We start from the raw sequence: 18,112 nt of genomic DNA, 5'->3' as shown, positions 1-18,112 counted from the left end.
GGAATTGGGCGCCAGGATTGCCACGCGATCGCCCATGCGGACGCCAAGGTCCAGCAAGCGAGCCCCCAGACCGGCCACGCGGCGTTCGAATGCAGCGAAGCTGGTAACTCTGCCGCTCTCATCTACGCAGAACGGCTTGTCGCCATAGGCTCGCGCGACATGCGCGATCACCTTGGGGAGCGTGTGGTCCAGGCCGATTTTGAAACCGGCATACTCGTCAGTCACTTTCCACTTCCCTCGATATGGTCCGCACTCCCCGTATCGGGGCCGTGGCGGACCGACCTGTGGCGGCCATCCATCCACCCAACCGACACGTCTAGGCAACCACCCAGCCAGATATCGCAGCCGCGATTCTCGTTCACCGCGTTTGGATCGTCCCCAGTCGCCAAGCCAGTCTGGTCTTTGGCAGAAGATGCGGCCTTGCTGGGGTTTTACGCATGCCCATGGGAGACTCCTTTCGCCTTTGACAAAACCAAGCCGATCTTCTATGTTGAATACATTACTCACTAGGTGAATATATTGAGTAAAAATGATCTAGGGACTGGAGAAGGCGGAAATGGACAATCTCGGTACAATTTCGAAAGATGAATCGCTGGGCGGTATCGCTTGGCCGATGCACCGCGAAAGCAAGGATAGCGGCTGGCGCCCGCCTGCAGGCACTCGCATCATTTCCGTCGACGATCATGGCATGGAAGAAGCCGGGCTTTGGGAAAAGCGCCTGAAGGGTGACGACAAAGCTCGCGCGCCCAAGCTGTGGATGGACGATGATAACCGCTGGCACATGTCGGTGGATGGTCAGGACTATGACGTTCCCGGCTTGGATTCGCACATTGGCGAAGGCCGTCCCGGCATGTGGGACCCCGTGGAGCGCTTGAAGGACATGGACGCGGAGGGTATCGACACCTCGCTGTTCTTCCACAGCCGCGCGATGAGCCTGGTGCGCATGGAAGACAAGGCGTTCTTTACACGCTGCATGGATGCCTACAACGAATGGCTGGGTGAATTCTGTGCCGTCAACCCGGATCGCCTTGTTGGCGTCGGCATTCTGCCCACAATCTACAAGCCCGAAGATACTGCCGAATATCTCAAGAAAATGAAGGGCTGGGGTTTGAAGGCGTTGGAAATCCCGTCGGCGCCCAAGAACGTCCCTTACAACTCCTCGGCGATGGAGCCTATGTGGGAAGCGATCGCCGAGAGCGGGATCCCTGTGATGTTCCACATCGGTGCATACCTGGAATTCCGCGGCAAGGGTGCCGTCGGCGCGAACTTGACCAAGAACCTCGGCCCCTATCGCCCGCTGTGGTCGCTGCTGGCATTCTCGGGTATTCTCGAGCGTCATCCCAACCTGAAGGTTGTGTTCTGCGAAGGCGGCTTTGGCTGGGTTCCCTGGACGCTTCAGGATGCTGATCGCGTCTATCAGGTCTATGAGACCGAGATGCGCCCGAAGCTGAAGGAACTGCCGAGCTTCTACTTCCGCCGTCAATGCTACGCGGCGATCATGTCGGACGAAGTTGGCCTGAAGCTGGCGCGCGATTACGACCTGACCGACAATCTGCTGTGGTCATGCGACTACCCGCACGGTGAGAGCGTATTCGGGGAGAGCCGGAACGAGATCAAAAAGATCTTCGACGAGCTCGGCGAAGAAAAGGCCAAGGACGTCGTCGGCCGCAACGCTGAGAAGCTCTGGAACCTGTAATATTGGGGGGCCGCCCCTGGGAAACCCGGGGCGGCCGCTTACGATTTATAAGCGAAAAGAGGCTCGAAAAGGGGCCTTTTTTTTTGGTAAATCTGGCTATACAGTGATGCGCTGGTTCCAGGCGGCCACCCTGTCATCGATTTGCCGCTGGCGCCTTTCTGCCGTGATTGCCTGACGATCCAGCAACGCCATCGGCAACGCGTCCCGCTTCATCACGGTCGTTTCGATCTGCGGTCCGCCAGCGACGACCTGCGACGGTAAACCCTGCCAACGCCCCAGAAACAGAACCCGCTCGCGATCGCCTGCATCAAGCCAGTTCATGACACCGGGATCGCGCCGAGCCAGGACGACAGTGATCCAGCCGTCCTCATCCGCGACCGACTGCGCACGGGTCAGACTGGAGGTTCGACGGTCAGCTTCCAGGGACCGGAACCACCAGTCGGTCAGTTCCAAGGCAACGTAAGCGGCACCTGCGGGCTGGTATCGGATCAGCACCACGTCATCGGCATCAAGTTGGAACCAGCCTTGGACGCCGGCCTGCGTCACTAATCCACCCACACTGGCCGAAATTAGCGGCGGCCTGACGGTGTTGACTGGCAAGCCGCTGAAAAGTCGGTGAAACCAGAAGTAAAGTGGCACTTCTTCGGCAGCGCGGAATGCGCCCTGCTCCGCCATCTGTCCAACGGTCAGAGGTGGAGTGTCGACCGGGTCGATCCTTTCGATCGCCAGGGCATAGCCGCATTCCGTGGCCCAATCTTCAAGTGACTGTCGCACGAACAGGAATTTCACATGCGGCGCTGTCGTCAAATGGTTCGGCCGGCCGTCCGCTGGCCGATCATCGATCGTCAACACGAAACCACCGTCCGCGTCGCACTGCAACTCGTGGCTTTCCAGCGTATGGATCGTGACTGACGTGCCATAATTGCCGGTCAGCGTCAGGCTTATTTGCGCCGGTGGCTTTCCCGTTGCCGTGCCAGTGACGCGATATCGTCCACCGTGGGTGATGCCTGCAAGCTGATAGATATTATCTGGGTTATCGCCGCCCATTCGCGCGCCGTGGACGTGTCGCCCGTCCCATGCGTATGCGGGCATGAAGTCGCGGACAAAACGCGGATGTGCGCCATCGCTGGCTGCGGCCTTGAATAGATAGTTCGTTACATATTCATCCATTGCCGCATCGAAGGTTTCGCGCTCATCCTCAGGCACGTCGATGCCGTGGGCCATCGCGAACGAATAGCCGACCGTCGCGCGGGCGCGCTTGACGACATCGGTTTCCCACATGGCGGCCACATCGCGCTCGGCCGCAAATTGCTGCGGCGTGGCAATAGCGTTGGTCATCGGCTTATCAGGCGCATCCTCACCCCTCCCAATATGTGCTGCTGTCACGACGAAGACGGCGTAAGTCACACGCCAGTTCGTTGATCAAAGAGAGCCCTCGTGGGCGATTATATGGCGCGGATGATGGATGCTATTCCCTGTTAAGGCAAGGGCTGACCGCCCGGCGAGCGAACCCCAGCCTGCTGAGCGACACAAATCGGGCCTGTGATGACTACGGGTGTGCCCCCCAGCACTGGAACCCTGATCATGCGTCGCAATCTTGAATCCCTCGTCGGCGGCGGTCCGATAACGAGACCGCCGCCGCGATGAATTCAGGCGTTGGCGTGCTTCCAATCGCGCTTGATCTTTTTCGCCAGGCTCCACTTGTGGACCTCTGTCGGCCCGTCGTAGATGCGGAAGCAGCGGATTTCGCGATAGAATTTTTCCACCATGGTGTCGCGCGTCACCCCGGTTCCACCCATCACCTGCACGCAGCGATCCGCCACGCGAGACAAAGCCTCTGACACGGCGACCTTCGCCATCGAAGACTCGACAGTACCGATCGAGCCGCTGTCCAGCGCATCGGCACACCAATCGATCATCAGTTCGGCCTGCTTCAGGTCGATCAGGTTTTCCGCCAGCATAAAGCCAACACCTTCGTGATCGATCAGCAACTTACCGAAGGCCTTGCGGCGGTTAACATAGTCCGTGGCGATTTCCTGGGCGCGGACGCCGGCCCCATACCAGCGCATGCAGTGGGACAGGCGCGCAGGCGAAAGGCGGATCTGGGCGTACTTGAACCCCTCCCCCGCTTCGCCCAGCATCTGGTCAGCCGGAACGCGCAAGTCGTCGATCTCCACCTCCGCATGGCCGCCGGGCATCGAATCGTCCATCGTGCCCAGCACCCGTGTGGTGCGAATGGCGGGGTCGGGCAGGTCGACCATGAACATGCAGGCCCCACCCTCGGAATCGGGCTCGATCGATTTGGCCATGATGATGCCCACGATCGCTCCATCGGCCCCGGTGATGAATTTCTTGCGTCCACTGATGATCCAGTGATTGCCGTCGCGGCGGCAGGTGGTCTTCATCATCGATGGGTCCGAACCTGCCCCCTCGTCATCGGCGGGTTCGGTCATGAAGAAGGCGGATCGTCCCTTCCCTTCCACCAGAGGCTTGAGAAAACGCTCTTTCAGCTCAGGGCTGCCGACCTTGCCGAGCAGGAACATGTTGCCCTCGTCAGGCGCGGCGGTGTTGACGGCTTGCGGGCCCAGGATCGATAGCCCCGAAGCCTTGAGCACTGCTGCCGTCTCTCGCTGGGAAAGGTGTTGGCCATCGGGCAGGATGTGCGGCGTCAGCACCCCGGCCTCGCGCGCCTTCTCCTTCAATTCAACGATCAGCGCATCCGTGGGCCCGTGATCGTCCTGGCGTGGATCGACTTCGTAGGGGATCACGACGTGACGGACGAACGCCTCTACCTTGGCGACGATTTCTGCCGTTTTTTCGGCACCCACACCCGGATATGCTTCACCGCTCATGCACCAAACTCCTCGTCAGCTTGCCGCCTGATCCGTTTCACACGTCGCCGCGGCCTTCAAAATTCCAGCTTGTCACCAAGCCCCTCACGAGCGGCAGTGAGGCCGTGAGGACCGCGTGTAAAGCCGCCCCCCGTCAATGTCGCCCCTGCGATTGGATAGTACACGCGCAAGGTCATGCGTCTTGATCGCGTACCTGTCGCATTTGGCCCCGGGGGGCCTTAGTTCAAAGCGAAGCTGCAAAACGAAGCGGCAGAGATGAAGAGCAAACAGTTCCGCGCGGCCTTGCCCCGATCAAGGTGCGGGGCGAAAGATCATGGCTACCATCATGTCGATCGCTTCGTGCAGGAATGCATCTTCCGGGGCGACCTCGTGATCTTCAGCTATGGCGTGATCACGGTCGATGATCATGTCGTGAAAAACGCCGCTGGCGTATACCAGTCGTTCTATCATGAGTTGGTGCGGTAAATCCGGCGCAAGGGCCTGCACCAGTCCCAGTGCGCGTTCACTGGCCGGGCTGGCGTGCATTTCCTGCGCGCGCAGCGGCCGTCCTTCTCGCCATCGCATGACGCTGCGAAAGAAGGCGGCATATCGATGGACGCCATCCTCATCGACATAAAGGTAGGTCGGCAGCATCAGTGCGCGCAAGACACCGTGGCGATCTTGGGTCATGCCCTGCTGCTCAAGGTCTTGAAGCAGGACGGTGCGCATCTGATCTAGAACCGGCAAGCGGTGCGCCCAGATCGCGCGAACCAGCCCCGCCCGATCGCCGAAGTGGTAATTGATCGCCGAGTTGTTGGCCATCTTGGCCTCCTGCCCGATCTGGCGGATGGAAACACCTAGCACGCCATGGTCACCAAAAAGGCGCTCGGCCGTGTCGATGATGGCTTGCGGGCTCGTTTTGGATTCGGTGGCAGGCATACCGGCATCCAATGAAGAGGCGGGCCTGGGTGTCAAGCAAGAGCAAGGGTTGCCCCCGATCCTTGAGTCGTTCCGACGTTGACGGCTTTTAGCGCCAACGGCTAGCGACCGCCGCCGCGATTGCCGAGGCCCGGCGGCGCGAGCGAATATGTCCGCCCGGGATCAATCCTCGTCGTTGACCCAGCGGATGAAGCGCTGCAGCGGCAGGAAGCCATCATGCGGCAGTCCCGCCTCGGTTATCCCGGCGCCGCCGATCCGGGTCACCATCGCAAGCTTTGCGTCGCCGGGCGATCGGGCAAGTCCACGCGGCGCACGTCGGGATAGATGCCGACCATCAGCGTAGCGCCGTTGATATGGCGGATCGCGTCTGCCAGCCGGTTCACGCGCACGACATCGAAGACCCGCCCGTCGACTGGCCATTCGGCTGGTCGATACGGCCGGCATCGCAAGGGAAATATCGCCACTCACCGTGCTTGACGAAGTACGCGCCCCACCACCATGGCTGATGCCTCGCCTTCCCGTTTCAGAGATATCGATGACTCAGACCGACGACATTCCCGAAGGCTTCACGCTGCTTGACCCGCTCGGCCCGTTTCATGAGTTGGTCGGCCCTTTATACGGTATGGAGCGCGATGACAGAACCGTCGTCGGCATGCGAGTGGACGAGAAGCATCGCAACAAAGGTTCGTACATGCACGGCGGCATGTTCCTCATGCTTGCCGATACATCGATGACGCTGGCCGGTATTGCCCGTCGCCCGGCGGATAAGGGCATCGTCACAGCATCGCTGACCAGCGACTTTATCGGCCCGGCAGCACCCGGAGACTGGATTGAGGCCGAAACCGAAGTTATCCGCGCCGGCAAGAGTGTTCTGTTCATGGCGGGCCTGGTCCGCCAGGGCGGAACATCGGGCAAGATCCTCATGCGTTACAGTGCCACGTTCCAGGTAGTGCCGACCATCCGCTAAAAGCTTGGTGCAATAGGTTGAGAGAGCTTTAGCGCCAGAACGGAACAAGATCGCGGCCTCATCGCGATTCCGCCGTCTCTGTCAATCGCCTGCCCCGTTATTAACGCGCCCTCCCCGCTCATCCACAGCGCACTCATCGCCGCCAGATCGATACCTATGGTTCTCTAATTCCTCTCGAGCCTCATCTCGGTAATGGGCACGCCAATGCCGAGGCCGTCGGCTAGACTGACCAATACCGTCAGCGGGCCGAAGTTTGGCTTCGTCTTCGTCCAGCACCGCGTGACCCGAATCGGGATAGCGCACATTGAGAACCGCGCTACGAGCTTCCGGAACCTGCCTCACCATCGAACGCGACAACGAAAAAACATCCCTCCCACGTTCTTGCATGACAAGGCCAATCCTGACGGGTACGAGCTCATCCTGTGCATCGGCTGCGTGATCTTGTGCTTGCCAATAGGCCCTTTGCCGGCGCAATTCTTGTGCTCGCGCTGATGATGAAAGTCGTCATTCCCGCCGGCTTCATGCCGACTGTCTCCAACGATCAGATTGTCGCCAGCATCTGCTCCGGCACTGGGCCGATGACGATGGCAATGCCGATTCCCGGCCTGCAGCATGGCAAGTCGGATGGAAGCGGTCACCAAGACAAGGCCGAGCAGCCTTGTATCTTTGCCGGTCTTTCAGCGCCAGCGCTTACCGGTGCCGATCCGCTTCTGCTGGCAATCACCATCCTGTTTATCCTGGTTCTCGGCCTGCGTTCGATGGCGCTACCGAATTCGACCGCGCCGCCTCATCTGCGCCCGCCCTTAAGAGGTCCACCTTTCTACTGATCTCAAACGTCGCGTCGGCGGCTGCACTTGTATGCGCCTCTCCCTCCCGGGGTCGGCGCGCATCCGCGTGACCATGGCCGTAAAAGGCCGCGCGTCGGGCGACTGACCCTCGTCAGCCCGACGATCACGAGATCCAGGGAAAACCCGTGAAGACATTTATCATTGCACTGGCCGCCTCTATGGCCGCGCCCCCAGCCATGGCTCAAGACACCGCTCCTTCCCGCGCCGAGACCGGACGATCCGGGGACATCATCGTCACCGCCACCCCGACCACCGCCGAGGCGACCGCCGCGATCATGCGCACGCCGGGCGGCGTCGACATCGTGCCCGACACTGCTTTCAAGAACACGCCGGTCCAGCACATCAAGGATATCCTGAATTACGTTCCAGGCGTCATCACCCAGACACGTATGGGTGACGACGCCCGCGTCTCGATCCGTGGCTCGGGTCTGTCACGCGCTTATGGCATTCGCGGCATAAGCGTGCTGATCGATGGTATTCCGATGAACACCTCGGATGGTCTTTTCGATTTCTTTGAGATTGACCCCAGTGCCTATCGCTATGTCGAGATATATCGTGGTGGCAACGCTCTGCGCTACGGCTCCAATGCGCTGGGCGGCGCCATCAATCTTGTTACGCCCACCGGGCGCGACGCCGCACCGCTCGACGCGCGCATTGACAGCGGCAGCTTCGGCTATATCAAGGGCCAAGCCAGCACCGGCGGGACTGTGGGCGATCTCGATTATTTCGCGACCGTATCTGCGCAGTCCAACAAGGGCTATCGCGATCATAGCAACGGCAATGCGATCCGCGGCAATTTCAATGTTGGCTATCGCTTCTCCCCTAACGCCGAAACGCGCTTCTATGTGACAGGGGCGACCACCAACCAGCACATTCCGGGCGAAGTGAGCAAGACGTCTGCACTTACCAGTCCCCGCGTCGCCAATCCCGTCTGGGTAGCGCAGGACCAGCAACGCAACGTCGATTCGCTTCGCGTGTTTAACAAGACCCGCTTCAGCTTCGGCGACACGGCGCTAGAGGTCGGCGCCTTCTACAACTGGCGCCACGTTGACCATCCGATCTTCCAGTATATCGACTTCACGGTCGATGATTATGGCGTATTTGCACGTATCGTGGATGATCGCTCGATCGGCGGTACGCGCAATCGGCTGATCGTTGGCACCAGTGTCCACAACGGCAAGATCGACACCAATCAGTATGTGAATATCGCCGCGACCAAGGGTGCCCTGGCCGCCTCCATGATCGATAGATCGCGCAACCTGTCGTTCTATGCAGAAGATTCCCTGTTCATCCTGCCAAAACTATCGCTTGTTGCGGGCGCGCAATATCTCGATGCCGTCCGCGACCGTCGCGACCGCTTCCTGTCGAATGGCGACCAGTCGGGTCGCAAGCACTTCAGCCTGTGGAGCCCCAAGGTCGGCACGCTCTGGGATATTGCTCCAGGAACTCAGGCCTTCGCGAATATTTCGCGTAGTGCCGAATTGCCGAGCTATGACGCGAATGTCATCACCGCCGTCAACCTCAAGCCACAACGCGCAACGACCTTTGAAATCGGCACACGCGGACATAGCGGCGTGGTCGGCTGGGACATCTCGCTCTACAATTCGATAATTCGCGATGAACTGCAGTGCCTTACGACAGGGCCATTCAATGCCTGCTCTATCATCAATGCCGGTCGCACCATCCATCGAGGCATCGAGGCCGGGCTGACCGGCGATATCCCCGTCTCGGCGTCGGGAGACAAGCTGATGCTGAACGCCGCTTATACCTACAGCGACTTCACATTCGATGACGACCCCAATTACGGCAGCAATCAACTGCCTGGCATTCCCAAGCATTATCTGCGTGCAGAACTGCTCTACAAGCATTCCAGCGGTGTCTATGCCGGCCCCAATGTCGAATGGGCACCGGGCCATTATTTTGCCGACAATGCCAACACGCTGACTGTCGATCCCTATGCGCTGCTGAACCTCAAAGCCGGGTTCGATGCCGGCAAGCATTGGTCGGTCTACGTCGAAGGCCGCAACCTGACTGACAAACGCTATATCGCCACCGTCGCGGTCGCTGGGGTTGCCAGCGCAGATTCAGAGCTTTTCAACCCGGGCACAGGTCGCGCAGCATTCGGCGGAGTGCGCGTCACATGGTAACGCGCACCGGGCCGGTACCATCACCGGCGAGCACCGCCTATCGCACGATCTGGCGCTGGCATTTCTATGCCGGGTTGTTCGTGCTGCCCTTCATCCTGATACTCTCGGTGACGGGTGCGATCTACCTGTTCAAGCCTCAGATAGATCGGTGGGAAGAACGGTCCTACCACGGGCTTTCCATGTCGGACGCTGTAGCACCGGACAGACAGCTGACGGTCGCACTTGCCGCAACCCCGGGCATGCAATTCAACTATTACCGCCTGCCCGAGCGACCAGGCGATGCCGCGATGATTCATGTAATCGCGCACGACGGCGCGCAGCGAGACGTCTTCGTCTCGCCCCAAGGCAAAGTGCTGGGAATTCGCGATCCGACCACCAGGATTTCGGAGACCGTGGCCCGCATTCATGGCTCGCTGCTGCTGGGCAATGTTGGCGACTGGCTCGTCGAACTCGCCTCGAGTTGGACGATCGTCATGATCTTGAGCGGTCTTTATCTTTGGTGGCCGCGACCATTTCGGCTCGCCGGCACCCTTTGGCCCCGCCTTTCTTTAAGAGGTCGGCCGTTACTCAAGGATGTCCATCGCGTAACCGGATTCTGGATCGCTGGGCTAGTTCTAGCGATGCTGGCCAGCGGCCTTCCGTGGGTTGGCGTCTGGGGCAGCGCCCTTAAACTGGTGCGGACCGAGCTTGGCTTGGTCAAAGGGCCGCAGGACTGGAAGGTTGGCGTCGATGGCGGCCATGCCGGGCATCATCCCCTGATGCCGATGGCCATGCCGTCGACCGCGCCAGCGGACGGGCTGCCTTTGTCGGTATTCGTTTCGAAAGCGCGCGATCAGCATCTGGCATTTCCAGCGCTGGTTATCCCCCCCCATACCCCGCAGCGTTTCGGTCCGCCGACCGGCAATGAATGGACCGCGAAATCAGAGGCCCAAAACCGGTGGTTGGGGCGACAAGTGACTTTTGATCCGGTCACCGGAGCGGAAACCGGACGACGCAGCTTTCGCGACCAACATATCGTTGACCGGGTCGTCAACACAGGCATCGCGTGGCACGAAGGGCAGCTGCTGGGCTGGGCGAACCAGCTGATCGGCGTGCTCACTGCCATTGCCCTAATCACGATCAGCGTCCTCGGCATAGCGATGTGGCTGAAACGAAAGCCGGCCGACGGTATCGGTGCGCCACCTGCGACCGGAGCAGCCAGCAAGCCCTGGGTGACAGCAGTCGTGGTGGTGCTGGCGCTGTTGCTGCCATTGTTCGGCGCATCAGTGCTTGTCTTGCTGATCATCGACCGATTCGTCGCCCGCCATGGCGGGCGTCTTGCCGTTTTGCAGAATGAAACGCCGGGTAAATAGGCCGTGCGAAGCCCGACCTCCGGTGGCTTTGATCGCCGGGGGCTGCACACTGATTTACCCTGCGCTCGCCCATCGTCGATTGGCACCATTTAGCATATTGATGCTGAATCAGACCGTCACCCCGACTGCACACTGGCTTTTTGAACGGCATCGCCAGTAGGCGATCGTCCGATTTTAAGCCTAGATGCGGAGATATTCAACGCTAGTGCGGGCGCGGCCCTCGATAAGAGCAGGTCTTGGTAATGCGGATGAGGAAGCGGCCGGTATGGCCGCATCGGGACAAAAAGCCGTCTGCAATATGCCCCTTTCACTCCGCTTCAGCGACCCGGCCGCACCAGCATGAAGCGATCGAGCCGCTATGTCGGCCATTTCATAACGAAGGCAAATACGCCGCTATCGGCTTCATAATGCACATCACCTCCATGTGCTCGAGCTATTCCTCGAACAACCGCCAGACCAAGCCCTGATCCTCCCTGTGACTGCGTGCCACGCACAAACTGACTGAACGCGTCCCGTACGAGGTCGTGCGGAAGTCCTAGTCCTGCATCAGCGACCGTAATCGACGCTTCACCGTTCACGCCGCTTGTGGATATTGTCAACACGCAAGGGTCCGCGTGTCGGCTGGCATTGTCGACGAGCGCCAGGATTGCCTGCCGAATGCGGCCGATATCGGCCCGAGCCGTGCAGGGGTGGAGATCCAGCTTCAGCGAAAATCCAACCGGCTCCAACATCAATGTCAGCGTCGGTGCCATATCAACGACTTCCGAGGACAAGTCGACTTCAATCAACAACAATTCTAGCTGACCGCTGCCCGCCAGGCTGACACTACGGAGATCTTCGACCAAGCGGGTCAAGCCGGAGACCTGCTTCAGCAAACCGTCGATCAGGGGTGCGTCGAGTGGGAGACGCCGTCCTTTGCCCCCTGCAGGCGCCCCTGCAGGATCGTGAGCGGCGTACGCAGTTCATGCGCGATCTGAGCATTCCAGACGCTGACGTCGTCGGCCATGCGCTGCAATCGAGCGGCCATCGCGTCCGCGCCAATCCGCAGAGCCTGAAGCTTGTCGAGATCCTGATCCAGCGCGGTGATAACGATTATGGGAGTTCCGCCGCGGCGTCTCACTTTGGATAGCACCTCCCATCCGTCGACCAGCGGCATGGTGATGTCGAGCAGAATGATGTCGGGCCGCAATGCTAGATGAACATCCAATGCCGTGCGACCATCCGCTGCCTGAACCGTCCTGAATCCTTCTCGCTCCAGATAAGCGCGGAGGATATCGGCGATGTCCTTGTCGTCTTCGGCGATCAGGGCGAGCGGGCTCATGCCGAGGCGATAGCAACCGGCTCGCGTTGCCGGCCAGAGCCTCAACACAATCTCCACACAACCTCGACGTAACGACAATGCGGCGGGCCAATAGGGCCTCATGAACGTCATGCCCTTTCGAAACGCTCTGATGCCGCTGCTGTTGGCCCCGCTGCTTGCCGCGTGCGTTACCGAAGCGCCCGCCGCCAAACCCGATGAGGTGGAGGTGCTGACCGCTGCAACTCAGCCAGCCCCAGCCAGCGTGGCCGATGAATTGCCGGGACGGGTTGTTGCGTGGCGGACCGCAGAAATTCGAGCGCAAGTGGGCGGGATCGTCCAGCGGCAGCTCTTTCAGCAGGGCGCGATGATCCACGCCGGCCAACCGCTGTTTCAGATCAGCCCAGCGCCCTATCGCGCGGATAAAGATACCACGCGCGCCACGCTGCAAAAGGCTTCGGCGGCGCTGTCACGAGCACGCGCACAAGCGGGACGGCTGAAGGCGCTAGTCGCGGCGGATGCGATCAGCCGCCAGGGCTATGACGACGCCGTCGCCGCGCGCGATCAGGCGGCGGCCGAGGTCGCGGAGGCCCGCGCGACGCTGCGACGCCGGCAGTTCGACGTCGGCTTTTCGCGCGTGACGTCTCCAATCGCTGGTCGCATCGGCGCAGCCGCTGTCACAGAAGGCGCATTGGTGACGGTAGCCGACGTTAATCCCCTGGTGGTTGTCCAGCAGATCGACTGCGTTTATGTCGACCTGCGCCAACCAGCGGATCGCTTCGCCAACTTGCGCGCGGCCGGTGAGACCGATGCCCTTGTCGAGATCGTGACCGCGAGCAGCCAGGTGCATCCCGTGAAAGGCCATGTCCTGTTCTCTGGCATAGCGGTAGATCCGGGCACCGGCGACGTATTGGTGCGCGTCGCCGTCGATAACCCGGGTGAGCGGCTGCTGCCGGGCATGTTCGTACGCGCCCGCCTGCCCCGCCTCGTCGCTGCCGGTGCGCTCAGCGTACCACAGCAGGCGGTGACCCGCGATGCCCGCGGGCAGGCTCAGGTCAGCGTGGTGGGACAGCAGGATCGGGTACACGTCCGCCGCGTGACGGCGGGCGATGTCGTTGGCGGCCGCATCCTCGTCCTTTCGGGCCTTCGCGCCGGCGAACAGGTGATCGTCGAGGGGCAGGATCGGGTGCAGATTGGCACCCCGGTCAAACCCATGCCTTGGCGCGGGCGCTGAGCCGATGGCGCGTTTTTTTATCGACCGCCCGATCTTCGCCTGGGTTATCGCTATCGCCATTATCCTGCTGGGTGCCATCGCACTGCCGCAGTTGGCCAGCTGAAGACGCCCGAAGACTTCGCCGGCATCATCCTCAAGGCTAACACGGACGGTTCATCAGTGACGCTCGACAAGGTGGCGCGCATCGAATTGGGGCGGCAGAGTTTCGGCACCGCCACGCGCGAGCACGGTAAAGTCGCCGCCGCCGCCGCGATCCAGTTGTCTCCCGGCGCCAATGCGGTCGCGATGTCAAAGGCCGTGAACGAACGCATGGCCGAGCTTTCGCGCGCTTTTCCGCGCGGCGTCAGCTGGTCCGCGCCGTTCGACACCGCCCCATTCGTGCGGATCTCGATCGAGAAGGTGCTGCATACTCTCGTCGAGGCGATGGTCCTGGTATTCCTGGTGATGTACCTGTTCCTGCAGAACATCCGCTACACGCTCATTCCTGCTATTGTCGCCCCCATCGCGCTGCTCGGCACGGTGTCGGTGATGCTGGTGGCAGGCTATCCTTCGATCAGCATCACCGGCTCGCCTGCGTCCGGCGTGTCCAGTGGGAACGCGATGAAGTCGATGGAGGAACTCGCCGCCAACCTTCCCCGTGGCTTCGCGGTCGAGTGAACTGGCGCCTCCTTGCAGGAACGTGAAGCGGGATTTCAAGCACCCATGTTGCTCGCCCTGTCACTGCTCGTCGTGTTCCTGGTCCTGGCCGCACTTTATGAAAGCTGGTCGATCCCGGCGGCGGTGATGCTGGTGGTGCCCTTGGGCCTGACCGGCGCGGTGGCCGCTGTCATGCTGCGGGGCATGGCGAACGACATCTTCTTCCGCGTCGGCTTGATTACCATCATCGGCTTGAGCGCCAAGAACGCGATCCTGATCGTCGAGTTCGCCAAGCGCTATCGCGAGGTGGGGATGAGCTTGGTCGATGCGGCGCTCGCCGCCGCGAAAGTGGGGCTGCGGCCAGCCGCTGACGACCAACGACATCCAAATGGGCAGACGACTCTGCGTCGTGCCTTCTTGGATCGCCTGGAACTGACGGTGAGCGCACGCTATTATTCGAGCGTGGTCGATGAGCAGGGCAGCTTCGTCTAAGGCGGCCGCTCCCGCCCAATCTACGCCGTTCGCGAAGGCATTTCGCGACCTTGGAACCGGACGTTCAAAATGCTTTCTAGTTGCATGAATAAGGCATCAAGTATCGTTCCCGTTGCGCTCGTGATTGGGGGCACGTTCACGGTAGGCTATGAAACTGGCGAGTGTCGCACGCTGCAGCGTGAGAGACGTTTGCCCGATTGGAACGGGTCGATCGCAAAGGCACAGGATGCCGCCAAGCGGTAGGCGACGAAGGTGCATGAGACGCCGTCAGCGGCTATGTCGAACCGATACACCGTTAGAGGCGCTTCCTCGCTGCCAACCGCGCCGCGTGGTTTGTGATGCTCTGGCCGATGAGGTTGCGCAGCGCCTCGCCCGCCTCTCGTTGCGCCGTCGCGTCGTTGAAGACCGCGTGGCCTGCCGCAAAGAGGCGCACCGTGAGGCGCTGTGACCCGCCAGCCGCAGCGCGGTAATCATGCAGCGGCAGTTCGTAAGGGATGATCAGGTCATAATAGCCGAGCGCGAGCAGGGCACTCGATCGATCGCGATTGATCTGGGCCATCAGAATGGACGCGATATGCTGCTCCGCGGGCAAAGCATTCCATCGCCAGGAATCGTACACCGCCCCGTTGTAGCGGACATAGGTCGAAGTGACCGGATAGCCGACGGCATTCCTGAAATAGCCGTCTATGGCATCGTCCCAGCTGAAATTCATCGTCCAGCGCGAGGTCGATGGATCGTCATACGGTGGAGGCGCCTTCCCGGTCAGCGCAAGCAGCGCATGTGCCCGAGAGTCGCCGAGGCCGATGCGCTCCGCTCTGTCGGCCAGCAAGAGTTTGACGAAGGCATCGATCGGGACGACGAGCGATGATCGATCAATCTGCGCCGATGGCACGCCGGTGAATGCCGAAACGTCGTCCGCGACCCGCGCACGATCGACCGGCGACAGACGCTCCTTGCGCTCGAGCGCCGCGCGATAGCGGCCTTGGGCAAACGCGAAGGCTTTGCGCTGCAACTCGTCCGCCGGAAGTGTGGAATAGGCGCCTTTATGGTAATAAGCCGCTGCAGCCGCCAGGCTCGGCAGTGCGCCGACCGCATTGGCGATGAACCCGCGCGCTTTTTCATCGTCTTCGACGGCCAATGTGCTGGGGGAAATCAGCAAATAGCCGTCAAACAGTATCGGCCGCGTCCGCCGGCCGAGTTCGGCGGCAACGAGGCCCAAGCGGACGCCGCCGTAGCTCTCTGCGGCGATCAGCTTGGGTGATCCTCGTCGTCCATGCTGCTCCAGCCATCGCGCCATGAAGTCCGCCATGACTTTCGCATCATCGCGGACAGAGGAGAAGTGCCGCACCGCACCCGCCGTAAATTCGCGTCCGTAGCCGGTGCCGGGCGGGTCGATGAACACGAGGTCGGTCGCGTCCAATGGACTGCCGTTGTTGTCGACGTAGGTCCCGACCGATCGGACCGCCATATCGGGATTGCGACTGACGACCTTTTTCGGCGCGAATGCATCGTGAAGACCAGAGGCGGACGATCCCGGCCCTCCATTGAAGACGAACATGACGGGGCGGGCGGCGGGATTGGCGCTTTGCCGCAGATAACTGACCGAGAACATCGTCGCGTCCGGCCGGGACGCTCCCGGCGTGATGCTGATCGGACTTTCCTGGGCAGTGATGGTGTATCGATTTGTACGACCGCGAAGGATCGCTTCTGACTGGCGCGTTGCCGACCGGAGAGGAGGCACTGCGCGGGCGGCGGTTCCGGCATCCGCATTGCCTTGTGATACGCTGGCACAAGCCACGACCATGAGCGCGGTTTGGATAAGATACTTCACTGTGCGAGATCCTGCTGGCCTTGGGAGGGAAGCGACCCGATCCCCGGTGGTATGCCCCGGCTTTGCGCCGCAGCTCGACATACCGCGATCGAACGGCTGCCAACGAAGCATCGAATGGCACGCGCGAAGTCTACCCTGCTGGCATCGTCAAGGTAGAACATGTGACCTGCCGGATAATGGACGCTGAGCGTTTGAGTCTCTGGCACCGACCATTGATTCAAAAGGAAAGCATCCGCACCAACGCTGGCTGCGGTATCGTAAAGGCCGCCCGCCACCAGCACTTTGAGCGCGGGGTTGATCCGGAGTGCAGCGGCGAATTCACCGGCATAATCGTATTTAGAAAACGGCGTTGCGACCGGCGCGTAGGTCCAGCGCCCGTCCAGCGCGTCGTTGTATACGCGGTAGCTGTACGATGCCGGCACCCCGACGCCTTCGTTGAGCACGCGCGACAGCTTTGCTGCGATCACCGCATCCAGCGCGTTCGTCGACGGATCGCCCGCGCCATTGACTGGACCAAGATAACGCGCGTCGTAGGTTCCGAGCACCTGTCCCGTCGGACGGAAGGCCTCGTGACGATATTCGTCCTTGGTGATCGACAGATGTTTCTGGAAAAAGGCAGGCGCAAGGCCGCTGAAGGCGGCAAGTTGGCCTGCGATCGCGCTTCGCTCGTCCACGGACAATGAATTTTCGCGATACAGCGCGGAGAGGTAAATCGAAGAGAATGCAAGGGCGTCAGCTACGACGCCGTCTACCGAGCGATCGTGCCGGTCAACTTTCCTGTGATACCAGGCGAGCGCCGCAATTGTCGGAAAGCCCGCCGCGATTCCTGTGACGTTACCCGGTCGCTGCAACGTATTCACGATTTCGATTGACTGCGAGATGAGGATCGCGCCTTCGACGGCGAGTGGCGTGCAGTGTCGTTCCCCGTCGCAGCTCAACACGCGTAGGATGCTGGCGACCCTCTGTGCCCCGTAGCTCTCGCCCGCCAGGAACGCGGGAGCGGCCTCACGATGATGCCGCTTCAGCCATTGCCGGATGACACCGGCAATGTAGGCGGCATCGCCGACCGCCGAAAAGGCCTCGCCCGCCGCGCCTCGCGAGGCGAGCCGACTGAAGCCGGTGCCGATCGGATCGATCAGAACGATATCGGCGACGTCGAGCGGGGTGTCGTGATTGTCGACGATGGTGCCAGTTGGTCCGCGCGCCTTCGGGCCGCTGACCTGGACGCGCCGCAGGCCCAACATCCCGAGGTTGAGGTAGGCGCTGCTCGAACCCGGGCCACCATTGAACGCGAAGATCACCGGCCGCCGGCTATCACCCGAATGTGCGGTCAGGCTGGTCAGATAGATGCTGCCCAACGGCCGACCGGATCGCCCCTGCGCCGGATAGCGTTCGAGCGCGGCAACGACGGTAAGACGCTGTCCGTTCACCGTGACATCGTGCTGGCGTCTGCTTTCGGGGGGTAAGATGCCGGACCGGCCGGTCGCCTGCACAGGAGCAACGACTATTGGCCCGAGCGTCAGCAGCGCTAAGGCAGATCGACCCATCCTGCCGCAACGCATACGGGCCATTATCGAACTGCCTGGGCGTCGAGTGTCGCCACGATGAAGGCGCGCATGTCATCCAGCAACGCCCGGCGATGCTCGCTGTCGAGATACATCATGTGCCCGGTCGGATAATATCTCATCGTCGTGCGATCCAACGGAATCCCACCATGGCCGATATTGTACTGGGCCGACGATACGGGCGACGAGAAGTCGTAATAGCCCGATGCGACGAACAGGCGCATGCCCGGGTTTCGTGTCATCGCCGCGCCGAGCTTCGGAGCCGGATTGATGAACG

15 protein-coding genes and 3 pseudogenes are annotated in these 18,112 nt (G+C 61.1%); 8 read left to right on the top strand and 10 right to left on the bottom strand.

Annotated features, from left to right (window positions below; genetic code table 11):
* The coding region (locus tag ACHWRX_RS13585; protein ID WP_394659592.1) for an AMP-binding protein at positions 1–225 on the bottom strand (225 nt) is incomplete at its 3' end.
* Positions 226–556: 331 nt separating this feature from the next.
* On the opposite strand from ACHWRX_RS13585, the gene ACHWRX_RS13580 reads away from it, so the two are divergent.
* Positions 557–1,696: an amidohydrolase family protein gene (locus ACHWRX_RS13580; RefSeq protein ID WP_288487020.1), complete on the top strand. Its 1,140-nt coding sequence runs from the start codon at positions 557–559 to the stop codon at positions 1,694–1,696.
* A 96-nt stretch (positions 1,697–1,792) separates the two neighbouring features.
* Here ACHWRX_RS13580 and ACHWRX_RS13575 read toward each other — a convergent pair whose 3' ends face one another.
* From ACHWRX_RS13575 to ACHWRX_RS13560, 4 genes are all read right to left on the bottom strand, one after another.
* Complete coding sequence (locus tag ACHWRX_RS13575; protein ID WP_394659591.1) at positions 1,793–3,103, bottom strand: hypothetical protein; 1,311 nt, start codon at positions 3,101–3,103, stop codon at positions 1,793–1,795.
* A 242-nt stretch (positions 3,104–3,345) separates the two neighbouring features.
* Positions 3,346–4,548 carry an acyl-CoA dehydrogenase family protein gene (locus ACHWRX_RS13570; RefSeq protein ID WP_394659590.1) on the bottom strand — a complete coding sequence of 401 codons (1,203 nt, stop codon included), beginning with the start codon at positions 4,546–4,548 and terminating at the stop codon, positions 3,346–3,348.
* Between the two features lie 291 nt (positions 4,549–4,839).
* Positions 4,840–5,466, bottom strand: coding sequence for a TetR/AcrR family transcriptional regulator (locus ACHWRX_RS13565; RefSeq protein WP_394659589.1), 627 nt, complete (start codon positions 5,464–5,466; stop codon positions 4,840–4,842).
* Positions 5,467–5,726: 260 nt separating this feature from the next.
* Positions 5,727–5,849 (bottom strand): hypothetical protein, encoded by a 123-nt coding sequence (locus tag ACHWRX_RS13560; RefSeq protein ID WP_394659588.1) that lies wholly within the window; start codon positions 5,847–5,849, stop codon positions 5,727–5,729.
* 152 nt (positions 5,850–6,001) lie between these two features.
* Here ACHWRX_RS13560 and ACHWRX_RS13555 point away from each other — a divergent pair, with 152 nt between their 5' ends.
* The 4 genes from ACHWRX_RS13555 to ACHWRX_RS13540 all read left to right on the top strand — a co-directional run bounded on the left by ACHWRX_RS13555 (position 6,002) and on the right by ACHWRX_RS13540 (position 10,780).
* On the top strand, positions 6,002–6,433 hold the full coding sequence (locus ACHWRX_RS13555; protein ID WP_394659587.1) for a PaaI family thioesterase: 432 nt from the start codon (positions 6,002–6,004) through the stop codon (positions 6,431–6,433).
* Between the two features lie 491 nt (positions 6,434–6,924).
* Entirely contained in the window at positions 6,925–7,260 is a 336-nt protein-coding gene (locus tag ACHWRX_RS13550; protein WP_394659586.1) for a hypothetical protein, read from the top strand.
* A 146-nt stretch (positions 7,261–7,406) separates the two neighbouring features.
* Positions 7,407–9,428 (top strand): TonB-dependent receptor family protein, encoded by a 2,022-nt coding sequence (locus ACHWRX_RS13545; RefSeq protein WP_394659585.1) that lies wholly within the window; start codon positions 7,407–7,409, stop codon positions 9,426–9,428.
* A complete protein-coding gene (locus ACHWRX_RS13540; protein ID WP_394659584.1) occupies positions 9,422–10,780 on the top strand; it encodes a PepSY-associated TM helix domain-containing protein in 1,359 nt (452 codons plus the stop codon). Before ACHWRX_RS13545 ends, ACHWRX_RS13540 begins: the two co-directional genes overlap by 7 nt.
* A gap of 356 nt (positions 10,781–11,136) precedes the next feature.
* On the opposite strand, the gene ACHWRX_RS13535 is transcribed toward ACHWRX_RS13540, so the two are convergent.
* Complete coding sequence (locus ACHWRX_RS13535) at positions 11,137–11,634, bottom strand: sensor histidine kinase (RefSeq protein WP_394659583.1); 498 nt, start codon at positions 11,632–11,634, stop codon at positions 11,137–11,139.
* 29 nt (positions 11,635–11,663) lie between these two features.
* Positions 11,664–12,101: a response regulator gene (locus ACHWRX_RS13530; RefSeq protein WP_394659582.1), complete on the bottom strand. Its 438-nt coding sequence runs from the start codon at positions 12,099–12,101 to the stop codon at positions 11,664–11,666.
* A 130-nt stretch (positions 12,102–12,231) separates the two neighbouring features.
* Between ACHWRX_RS13530 and ACHWRX_RS13525 the strand changes: the two genes are divergently transcribed.
* The 3 genes and pseudogenes from ACHWRX_RS13525 to ACHWRX_RS13515 all read left to right on the top strand — a co-directional run.
* Positions 12,232–13,311: an efflux RND transporter periplasmic adaptor subunit gene (locus ACHWRX_RS13525; RefSeq protein ID WP_394659581.1), complete on the top strand. Its 1,080-nt coding sequence runs from the start codon at positions 12,232–12,234 to the stop codon at positions 13,309–13,311.
* Positions 13,312–13,410: 99 nt separating this feature from the next.
* Positions 13,411–13,797: pseudogene (locus ACHWRX_RS13520) on the top strand (efflux RND transporter permease subunit); the annotation flags it as partial.
* A 54-nt stretch (positions 13,798–13,851) separates the two neighbouring features.
* Positions 13,852–14,310, top strand: a pseudogene (locus ACHWRX_RS13515) (efflux RND transporter permease subunit); the annotation flags it as partial.
* Between the two features lie 424 nt (positions 14,311–14,734).
* Here ACHWRX_RS13515 and ACHWRX_RS13510 read toward each other — a convergent pair.
* The 3 genes and pseudogenes from ACHWRX_RS13510 to ACHWRX_RS13500 all read right to left on the bottom strand — a co-directional run.
* A complete protein-coding gene (locus ACHWRX_RS13510) occupies positions 14,735–16,270 on the bottom strand; it encodes a hypothetical protein (RefSeq protein ID WP_394659580.1) in 1,536 nt (511 codons plus the stop codon).
* The gene (locus ACHWRX_RS13505; RefSeq protein WP_394659579.1) at positions 16,267–17,763 is read right to left on the bottom strand and encodes a hypothetical protein; all 1,497 of its coding nucleotides are present in this window, start codon (positions 17,761–17,763) and stop codon (positions 16,267–16,269) included. The genes ACHWRX_RS13510 and ACHWRX_RS13505 overlap by 4 nt, the downstream gene beginning before the upstream one ends.
* Positions 17,764–17,840: 77 nt before the next feature.
* Positions 17,841–18,112: pseudogene (locus tag ACHWRX_RS13500) on the bottom strand (peptidase S10); the annotation flags it as partial.

The organism is uncultured Novosphingobium sp. (genome assembly GCF_964277725.1).
GTDB lineage: Bacteria > Pseudomonadota > Alphaproteobacteria > Sphingomonadales > Sphingomonadaceae > Novosphingobium > Novosphingobium fluoreni.
This window is presented reverse-complemented; position numbering and strand designations above follow the sequence as displayed.

Bases quoted from the DNA above. Each gene is read 5' to 3' on its own strand.
- ACHWRX_RS13580 (WP_288487020.1), top strand. From the start codon at position 557: ATGGACAATCTCGGTACAATTTCGAAAGATGAATCGCTGGGCGGTATC.
- ACHWRX_RS13530 (WP_394659582.1), bottom strand. From the start codon at position 12,101: ATGAGCCCGCTCGCCCTGATCGCCGAAGACGACAAGGACATCGCCGAT.
- ACHWRX_RS13525 (WP_394659581.1), top strand. From the start codon at position 12,232: ATGCCGCTGCTGTTGGCCCCGCTGCTTGCCGCGTGCGTTACCGAAGCG.
- ACHWRX_RS13550 (WP_394659586.1), top strand. From the start codon at position 6,925: ATGATGAAAGTCGTCATTCCCGCCGGCTTCATGCCGACTGTCTCCAAC.
- ACHWRX_RS13570 (WP_394659590.1), bottom strand. From the start codon at position 4,548: ATGAGCGGTGAAGCATATCCGGGTGTGGGTGCCGAAAAAACGGCAGAA.
- ACHWRX_RS13540 (WP_394659584.1), top strand. From the start codon at position 9,422: ATGGTAACGCGCACCGGGCCGGTACCATCACCGGCGAGCACCGCCTAT.
- ACHWRX_RS13555 (WP_394659587.1), top strand. From the start codon at position 6,002: ATGACTCAGACCGACGACATTCCCGAAGGCTTCACGCTGCTTGACCCG.
- ACHWRX_RS13565 (WP_394659589.1), bottom strand. From the start codon at position 5,466: ATGCCTGCCACCGAATCCAAAACGAGCCCGCAAGCCATCATCGACACG.